The organism is Streptomyces cupreus (assembly GCF_014257025.1).
Taxonomy (GTDB): Bacteria; Actinomycetota; Actinomycetes; order Streptomycetales; family Streptomycetaceae; genus Streptomyces; species Streptomyces cupreus.
On record NZ_JACMSF010000066.1, the window covers coordinates 37,575 to 44,128 of the forward strand.

At 70.6% G+C, this 6,554-nt stretch carries 5 protein-coding genes; all 5 read right to left on the reverse strand.

From position 1 onward, the window contains the following. Positions 1 to 3 precede the first annotated feature (3 nt). The 5 genes from H4N64_RS37390 to H4N64_RS37410 all read right to left on the reverse strand — a co-directional run bounded on the left by H4N64_RS37390 (position 4) and on the right by H4N64_RS37410 (position 6,314). Complete coding sequence (locus H4N64_RS37390) at positions 4 to 945, reverse strand: LysM peptidoglycan-binding domain-containing protein (protein ID WP_186287048.1); 942 nt, start codon at positions 943 to 945, stop codon at positions 4 to 6. A 180-nt stretch (positions 946 to 1,125) separates the two neighbouring features. After that, complete coding sequence (locus tag H4N64_RS37395; protein ID WP_186287049.1) at positions 1,126 to 2,400, reverse strand: cytochrome P450; 1,275 nt, start codon at positions 2,398 to 2,400, stop codon at positions 1,126 to 1,128. Next, positions 2,397 to 4,529 carry a hypothetical protein gene (locus tag H4N64_RS37400; protein WP_186287058.1) on the reverse strand — a complete coding sequence of 711 codons (2,133 nt, stop codon included), beginning with the start codon at positions 4,527 to 4,529 and terminating at the stop codon, positions 2,397 to 2,399. The genes H4N64_RS37395 and H4N64_RS37400 overlap by 4 nt, the downstream gene beginning before the upstream one ends. Positions 4,530 to 4,571: 42 nt before the next feature. Continuing rightward, positions 4,572 to 5,558 carry a nucleoside triphosphate pyrophosphohydrolase gene (locus tag H4N64_RS37405; RefSeq protein WP_186287050.1) on the reverse strand — a complete coding sequence of 329 codons (987 nt, stop codon included), beginning with the start codon at positions 5,556 to 5,558 and terminating at the stop codon, positions 4,572 to 4,574. Between the two features lie 99 nt (positions 5,559 to 5,657). Further along, the gene (locus H4N64_RS37410; RefSeq protein WP_186287051.1) at positions 5,658 to 6,314 is read right to left on the reverse strand and encodes a SurA N-terminal domain-containing protein; all 657 of its coding nucleotides are present in this window, start codon (positions 6,312 to 6,314) and stop codon (positions 5,658 to 5,660) included. Positions 6,315 to 6,554 lie beyond the last annotated feature (240 nt).

Sequence of the window (6,554 nt, forward strand, 5' to 3'; positions counted from 1 at the left end):
GAACTACCGCTGGTTTTCGACCGGTTCGACCCCTACTTCCAGGGTCTGACCGGGGAGGATGAGGTCAGGGTCGGCGCCGACGGTCTCCTTGTTGTCGGCGTAGAGCCCACGCCATCCGCCGCTCAGGTCAAGGGAGTCGGCGATGCCGACGAGGCTGTCGCCGGAACGGACGACGTACGAGCCGTCGGCGGCACCCTCGTCGGCGGGCTCGCCGCGGTGGCGGCCGGCGCCACTGGAGCCGGTGTCGGTGAGGGCGGAATCACCTTCGGTCTGACCCGAGTTGTCCGAGTTGTCCTGTCGAGGGGCGGCCGTGGCTTCGCTGTCGACTTCCTGAGAGGGGGCACTCTCGGGGGAATTCGAGGGTTCGGCCGACTTCGTGGCCTCTGGCGAATTGGAGGAGTTGTCCGACTTGTTCGAGTTGTCCGCCACCTCGGGCGATGAGGGAGAGCCCGAGGAGTCGCCGTCGGAGGAGTTGCCGTCGATGGAGTCCAGCAGGCCGGACGAATCAGATGAGTCGGACGAAGCGGACCCTTCGCCCGCGACACCCGTGTCGATGTCGACCGAACCCGACTCGGCGTCAAGGCCGGAGAGCGGGCCACAGGTCGGCCAGGCGGCGAGACCCTGGTCGGCGAGGATGCGCTCGGCGACGGCTATCTGCTGGGAGCGGCTGGCCTGGTCCGCGGTGGCGGCGTACGTCGTACCGCCGTACCGCTCCCAGTTCTCCTGGGTGACCTGAAGACCGCCGTAATAGCCGTTGCCGCTGTCCTCACTCCAGGAGCCACCGCTCTCGCACTCCGCGACCCGGTCCCAGGTGTTGCCCTCGGCGGCGCTCGCGCCCGAGGCGCCCAGCAGCGGGATGGCGATGGCGGAGCCGGTCACTCCGGCCGCGACGATGAGGGCCGGGGCCTGGCGGGGGCGACGGTGACGACCGTTCCCGGAGAGCATGCGGGGGCCTTTCGAAGACAGCAGGGACCGCGCGGTGCCGGTGACACGAGGCGCCGCGCTGACGAGTGAACGTATCGGCAGTCGATCACTTGTCACAAGTTAATGCCGCGTAGATCACGTGAAGATCACAGACTTGAGGGTCTGTCACGTATGACCTGACGGTCCGTCGAGCGATGGGGCTCAGCCGCTCGGGGTGAACTCGACCGGAAGAGTGCGCAGTCCGCGCATGATGAGACCCCCACGCCAGCGCAAATCATCCGGTTCCACCGCGAGTCGGAGATCCGGGAGGCGGGTGAGGAGGGTGGCCAGCGCGGTCTGGCCCTCCAGTCGGGCGAGTGGGGCGCCCAGACAGTAGTGGATGCCGTGGCCGTAGCCGAGGTGCTGGTTGTCGCGGCGGGAGAGGTCGAGCGCGTCGGGGTCGGCGAACCGCTCCGGGTCCCGGTCGGCGGCGGCGAGGACGACGAGGACGGGGTCGCCGGGGGCGATGTCCTGGCCGCCGATGGCGAGGCGCTGCGTGGCGAAGCGCCAGGTGGCGAGCTCCACAGGGCCGTCGTAGCGGAGGAGTTCCTCCACGCCGGTTTCGAGGAGGCCCGTTTCTCCCGCGGCGAGGGAGTCCTGGAGGCGGGTCCGCTGGTCGGGGTGGGTCAGCAGAGCATATGTGCCGTTACCGATCAAATTGACCGTGGTCTCGAAGCCCGCGAAAAGAAGGATGAAGGCCATGGCGGCGGCCTCGTTCTCGGTGAGGTGCTCGCCGTGGTCGGAGGCGCGGATCAGACCGGAGATCAGGTCCTCACCGGGCGCGGGCTCGGCGGGCAGCGCCTCGCGCTTGCGGTGGATGAGGTCGGCGAGATAGCCGCGCATCTTCTTCACGGACCGCGCGACTCCGCCTCTCGGGCCGCCCTGATGGCGGATCATCATGCCCGCCCAGTCCCGGAAGTCGTCCTGGTCCTCGCGGGGGACGCCGAGCAGCTCGCAGATGGCGTAGATGGGCAGCGGGAAGGCGAACTCGTGGATGAGGTCGGCGCTGCCCTTCGCGGCGAACTGGTCGATGAGCTGGCCGGTGAGCTCCCGCACGCGCGGCGCGGACTCGGCGACCCGGCGGGGCGTGAAGGCCTTGCTGACGAGCCGTCGCAGCCGGGTGTGGTCCGGCGGGTCGATATTGAGCAGATGCGTCATCAGCTCCGCCTTGCGCTCACCGGGGATACCGGTCTTCCCCTTGGCATGGGCGGGCTCGTCATGATGCGCGGGGTTCTTGCTGAGCCGCTGGTCGGCCAGGGCCTGCTTGGCGTCGGCGTAACGGGTGACCAGCCAGGCCTCCACACCGCTCGGCAGCGTCGTGCGGTGCACGGGGGCGTGCTCGCGCAGCCAGGCGTAGGCGGGGTAGGGGTCGGCGGCGAACTCCCAGGTGAAGAGGTCGGGGGCGGGGGTGGGTGCGGGGGCAGGGTGGTCGGTCACTCCTTGACGGTATCCGGCGGCGTCTCGGGGTTCTCTTCGAGTGCCCGGGCGGGGCGCCGGCCGAGCATGATGTCGACCGCGAGGCGGATCGTGCGCTGGGGCGAGAGCGGGGGGCCGGGAAGCGGGGGCTGCTCCTGGGGCGGAGGGTAGTGCTGCGTCAGGACGGCTTCGAAACGATCGTCCCGCAGGGCCGCCTGGATCGCGGGGACGACCTCGGCCGCGGCAGGGCTGCCGTTCACGGCCGCCGCCTTGCCCAGCCAGAGCATGGCGCGCGTGAGGAGAAGGAATCCGAGCTCCTCCTCCAGATCGGCGTATCCCGCCCCGATCGCCGTCTCCATATGAGGGACGGCCTCCGCCAGCTCGTCCTGTTCGAGGAAGAGATACCGCCCGAAGAAGAAGGCGAGGCTCGGGTCCTCCTCCTCGACCTTGCGCCACCAACGCCGTGCCTCGGGGTCGTCCAGGGCCCAGGTCGACAGGATGGCGAGGATCAGCTTGGCACCGGGATGGTCGGCCTCGGCTCTGGTCCGCACGGCCGCACGGGCCGCCCCCATCACCTCGTTGCGCTCGGGCAGGTCGCGCTCCGCCGCCAACTGCGCCACGGACCCCCACAGATGGGCGCTGAGGGGTGGCAGGTCGGGCGAGCGGCTCGCGTCCGCGACCAGCGTCCCGCTCGCCCGCCACGTGCCCTCCTGCGCACCGGGGACGAGCAGCCCGCAGACTCCCAGCCGGGGCCGGGTCGCCCACTGCAGATCCTCCTTCGAGACGGGCCCGTCCAGGACCCGCTCCGTTCCGTACAGCGTGCGTACGTTGATCAAGTACTCCCAGGTCTCGGGCGACAGGGCGCTGGTGACTCCGCAGCGGGCCGCGTCGATTGCGGCGCTCACCAGCAGATGCCCGTTCGACCGGCCGCCCGGGCGGCTCGCCCTGCGCCACTCCTCCCACAACTCCGGGCCGACCGACAGGAACTGCGTGACACCCAGCTCTCCCCGCCACTGCGCGGCGCCCCCGAGCCGTGGATCGCCCGCCTGCGCCAGCCGCGCGAGCTCCGCCTCGCTCCAGTCGCAGGTCAGGTCGACGGTGCGGGCGCCGCGCAGGACACGGGCCGTCGGATGGTCGCCGAAGCGGTGCGCCTCGTACGCCGCGTCCCGCATCGTGGCGAGCACCAGCACACCCTCATGCGTGAGCTGGGTCAACGGCCCCGCCACCAGGCCCCGTTCGTCGAGATGGCCCTCCAGGTCGTCGAGCCACACGACATACGTACCGGAGGGATCGCGGCCACGCAGGGCGGCGGGCAGCTCACGCAGATCGGTCCCGGGGTGGGCGCTGAAGAGACGGGTGTGGTGGTCGGCGTTGCGGTTCAGCGCGGCCCAGGCGGTCGCCGTCTTGCCGGCCAGCGGCTCCCCGGTGACCACGACCAGAGCGCCCTCGCGCAGACCCTGGTCGACCAGCCGGTCGAGGTCCGCGTCCCGGTCGCGGGGGATGTACGGCGGCAGGGCGGGTTCGTCCCCGAAGGAACTGACGGGCCGTACGCCCAGGGTGGGCCGCCGTAACTCGGTGAACCGGGGCCAGCCGTCGGCGGAGGCGGGGGCCGCGGCGGCGTAGTGGTTGTTCTGTACGCCGATGACGGGGGCGTTGAAGTTGGCCTCTCGGAAGTCGACGTGGTCCTGCGGGAGGAAGCGGGGGGAGGTGAACTGATCTTCGGGGACGACGTGGTCCTGAGGGACGGAGAGGCGGACGCTCACCGGCGCGGGGGCCGGAGCGCCGAGGTCGTGGCCGCACGCCCCGCAGAAGGTGTCGCCGCCTTCCATACGGGCCTCGCAAAACGGGCAGGCAAAGGCAACAGGCCTGAAGTCCTCTATGAACTGGTGGACTTCGTTGGCGATGACCCCCTTCTTGAACGCCTCACGGATCTTGCTCTTCCAAATCTGTGAAGCTTCCCGGGCGGACAATGTCCCGCTGCGCAGATCGCGCCGGAAGCTGTCCAGGGTCGGGCCCACGTCCTCCTTCATGGCCATGCCGTAGATATGGACGAACGTCGGCTTGGCCCGCTCCTCCCAGTCGTCGGAACTCATCGACGACACCAGAACCCCGGCCGCCGCAGCCGCCAGTTCGTCCAACACGCCTGACATACAAGCCCCCGTGCCCCAGAGCCAGCCCTGGTGGTAACCGTACTAACCTTCAAGCCCTTCGGCAGCCCGCACCGCGTCCCGGTACGCCCGCCCCGCCGCTCGCAGCGCCGCCTCCGGATCCACGCCCTCCGCCTCGGCGCGCACCGCGAGGGCGAGGAGCTCGTAGCCGATGCCGTCGGTCTTCGGCAGGGGGACCTCCAGCCCGGCCGTTCTGACGCGGGACGCCAGCTTCGCCGCGAGGGCGAGGCCGGGCTGGCCGAGGGGGACGCCGTCGGTGACGGACTCCCTGCGCTTCTCTATCGCCTTGGTCCGCAGCCAGTGCTCCTTGACCTCCTCGGGGGTGGTGGCCGTCTCGTCCCCGAAGACATGCGGGTGCCGGTGGATCAGCTTGGCGACGATGGTGCCGGCGACGTCATCGATGGAGAACGGCGCCTCGGGGTCCTCCTCGGCGATGCGGGCGTGGAAGACGACCTGGAGGAGGACGTCGCCCAGTTCCTCCCGCAGTTCGTCCCGGTCCCCCTCCTCGATGGCCTCGACGAGTTCATAGGCCTCCTCGATGCCGTACTTGGCGAGCCCCTTGTGGGTCTGCTGGGACGACCAGGGGCACTCGGCGCGAATGCGGTCCATCACCTGGACGAGGTCGAGCAGGCGGGCGCCCGGCAGGTCGTAGGAGGCGGGCAGCAGTTCCAGCTCCGGCATGCTCACCCGGCCGGAGCCGGCGAGGCGGGCGAGGCCGTCGGTGAGCGCCGGTTCGCCCTCGCCGGTCGCCACGACCACGACGGTGCGGCCGCCGGCGCAGGCGTCGACCAGCTCCTCGGCGGTGGGTGCCGCCTCGGTCACCCGTATCCCTGCCTCGCGCAGATAGGGCAGCTGCGGGTGGGCACCGTCCGCGCACAGCACACTGTCGGCGGAGTGCAGCGCCTGCCAGGCCGGCCAGGACAGCAGGCCGGGGGCGACGCGGTGGCTGGTGGTGAGCAGGACGATGCGGCCGGGGGCGGCGGGGGTGGCTTCGGGGCTGGTGGTGTTCACGGTTCGAAGCTAACGCACGGCGGGGACGGACCCGATCAAGTTATCCACAGGCGGGGCGCGGGGTGTGATCGTATGACTGCAGGTCGTGACCGGTAACCGCTATGTCGTCTGCTGCTGCGACCCCGCCGCCGTCACCTCACGCACCCACGGCGTCTTGGCGTCCACCCGGCTGCTCTTCTCGACGTCCCAGCTGCCGTAGCGCGGGTTGAGGTCGACGCCGAGCTTCTCGGAGGCCTCGGAAAGGGCCTGCCAGAACTCCGGCCGGGTGGTGTCGGTGCCGAGCTTGGCGGCGAGCTTCTGGGCCTCCAGCTGGAGGCGGAGGTTCTCCTCCAGTCGCTGCGGGGCCACGCCGTACTCCTGGAGCCAGGCCGTCTCCAGCGCCTTGGCACCGCCCGCCTGCTGTTCCAGGCCGCCGCGCATCTGCTGGATCTCCTTGCGGCTGACGGTGACGCCCGCGTCCTGGGCGGCCTGGTGCAGCACCCGGTCCAGGACCATGCCGTGCAGGGTGTCACGGGTGAGGCTGCCGGTCCGGGCGACGGCCTGGGCGTACTGCGCCTCGTCCTGCACGACCGCGCGCTGTGCCGCGCGCACCTCGTCCACCCTGTTCTCCAGCTGGGAGACGGTGATCCGCTGATCGCCGACGACGGCCGCCGCGCCGGGATGCGCATCGTTTCCGCAGGCGGTGAGGAGGGGCGCCGCGGCGATGGCGGCGGAGAGGAGGAGCGCGGTGCGACGGCGGCGGTGGCGGCGGTGCAAGGAGACCTCCCGAGGAGATTGTGCGACGGTGCACAAAGTCTTGCGATGATCGATGGTAGGCAGTGGCCCGGCTCTGGCCAACCCATTCGACCAACGATTCACCGGGACTTCGGGCACCAGCGCGCCGGCCGGGGGCGGTGCCCACGCGCCTTCCGGTGCCCTGGGCCGCGCCGCGTGGCCGTGCTAGTGTCCTGCGCCAGTAGTTGATCGTTAGTTGTTGTGTGACTTCTGCTGCTGGTG

Bases quoted from the DNA above. Each gene is read 5' to 3' on its own strand.
- H4N64_RS37390 (WP_186287048.1), bottom strand. From the start codon at position 945: ATGCTCTCCGGGAACGGTCGTCACCGTCGCCCCCGCCAGGCCCCGGCC.
- H4N64_RS37400 (WP_186287058.1), bottom strand. From the start codon at position 4,529: ATGTCAGGCGTGTTGGACGAACTGGCGGCTGCGGCGGCCGGGGTTCTG.